At 67.1% G+C, this 2,244-nt stretch carries 1 protein-coding gene; it reads left to right on the top strand.

Annotated features, from left to right (window positions below):
* Positions 1 to 2,244, top strand: a complete 2,244-nt coding sequence (locus tag VGC77_RS18900) for an NADP-dependent malic enzyme (protein WP_331173106.1) — start codon at positions 1 to 3, stop codon at positions 2,242 to 2,244.

Below are 2,244 nucleotides of genomic sequence, written 5' to 3'. Positions count from 1 at the left end.
CTGCAGTTTTCCGAGCGCGAGGCGCTGGATTTTCACTCCACCGGTCGCCCCGGCAAGATCGAGATCATCGCGTCGAAGCCGATGGCGACCCAGCGCGACCTCGCGCTCGCTTATTCGCCGGGCGTGGCGGTGCCGGTGAGGGCGATCGCCGCCGATCCGGACACGGCCTACGACTATACCGCCAAGGGCAATCTGGTCGCGGTCATCACCAACGGCACCGCGATCCTGGGCATGGGCAATCTCGGTGCCCTGGCGTCGAAGCCGGTGATGGAAGGCAAGGCGGTGCTGTTCAAGCGCTTCGCCGACGTCGATTCGATCGACCTGGAATTGGCGACCGAGGATGTCGATCGCTTCATCGATGCGGTCGAGCTGATGGAGCCGAGCTTCGGCGGCATCAATCTGGAGGACATCAAGGCGCCCGAATGCTTCGTGATCGAGCAGACGTTGCGCGAGCGCATGAACATCCCGGTTTTCCATGACGACCAGCACGGCACCGCGATCATCTCGGCGGCGAGCCTGATCAACGCCTGCTACCTGACCGGGCGCGAGCTCAAGGACATCAGGATCGTCGTCAACGGCGCGGGCGCGGCCTCGATCTCCTGCACCGAACTGGCCAAGGCGCTGGGCGTGAAGCCCGACAACGTGATCCTCTGCGATTCCAAGGGTGTGATCTACCAGGGCCGCACCGAGGGCATGAACCAGTGGAAATCGGCCCACGCGGCCAAGACCGACGCGCGCACGCTCGCCGAAGCGATCGCGGGCGCCGACGTCTTCTACGGCCTCTCGGTCGCGGGCGCGCTCACCAAGGAGATGGTGAAGACGATGGCGCCCAAGCCGATCATCTTCGCCATGGCCAATCCAGACCCGGAGATCCTGCCCGAGGACGCGCTGGAGGCGGCGCCGGACGCGATCATCGCCACCGGGCGCTCGGACTATCCGAACCAGGTCAACAACGTGCTGGGCTTCCCGTTCATCTTCCGCGGCGCGCTCGACGTGCGTGCGACGACGATCAACGAGGAGATGAAGGTCGCCGCTGCGCACGCGCTCGCCGCGCTGGCGCGCCAGCAGGTGCATGAGGAGGTGGCGGCCGCTTATGGCGTCGCGCACAAGTTCGGGCCGGACTATATCATCCCGGCCCCCTTCGATCCGCGCCTGATCGAGACGATCCCTCCCGCGGTTGCGCAGGCCGCCATGGATTCGGGCGTCGCGAAGAAGCCGATCGAGGACATGGCCGCCTATCGCGAGAGCCTGCGCGAGCGCCTCAACCCGACGACGGCGGTGCTGGCCTCGGCCTATGAGCAGGCGCGCGCGCGCCCCAAGCGGGTGTTGTTCGCGGAGGCCGAGGAAGAGGTGGTGCTGCGCGCCGCGATCGCCTTCAAGGACGGCGGCTATGGCGTGCCCGTGCTGGTCGGCATCGACGACGTGCATGATCGGCTGGCCAAGCTCGGCGTCGAGGACCCCAAGAGCTACGAGCTGCTCAACAGCCGCCATTCTCCGCTCGTGCCGCGGATGGTCGAGCTGCTGTACGACAAGCTCAAGCGCAAGGGCTTCATGCGCCGCGATGTCGAGCGCATGGTCAACCGCGATCGCAACATCTTCGGCGCGCTGCTGGTCGCGCTGGGCGAGGCGGACGTGATGGTGACGGGCGTGACGCGCCCCTTCCGCCAGTCGCTCGTCGAGGTGATGCGGGTGATCGATCCGGCGCCGGGCCACACGCCCTTCGGCATCCACCTGATGGTTGGCCGCAACCATTCGGTGTTCCTCGCCGACACCACGGTCAACGAGCGGCCCACCGCCGAGCAGCTCGCCGATATCGCCGAGCAGACCGCCGCCGTCGCGCGGCGCATGGGGCAGGAGCCGCGCGTCGCCTTCCTGTCCTATTCCACCTTCGGCAACCCGCCGGGCAAGTGGCTCGACAATATCCGCGAGGCGGTGGCCGAGCTCGACAAGCGCGGCGTCGAGTTCGAATATGAGGGCGAGCTGGCGCCGGACGTGGCGCTCAATCCCGCGCTCAAGAAGCATTATCCGTTCAGCCGCCTCTCCGGCCCGGCCAACGTGCTGGTGATGCCCGGGCTGCAATCGGCCAACATCTCCGCCAAGCTGCTGCGCGAGCTGGGCGGCGAGCGGATGATCGGGCCGATGCTGATCAACATGGAGCATTCGGTCCAGATCGCCTCGATGACCTCGTCGGCCGGCGACCTCATGACACTCGCCGTGCTGGCGGCGGCGGGCATCGCGCGGTGA

The sequence above is a fragment of the Rhodopseudomonas sp. genome (assembly GCF_036404135.1).
GTDB lineage: Bacteria > Pseudomonadota > Alphaproteobacteria > Rhizobiales > Xanthobacteraceae > Rhodopseudomonas_A.
Note: the sequence above shows the minus strand (reverse complement) of the source record. Positions and strands in the feature narration are given on the sequence as shown.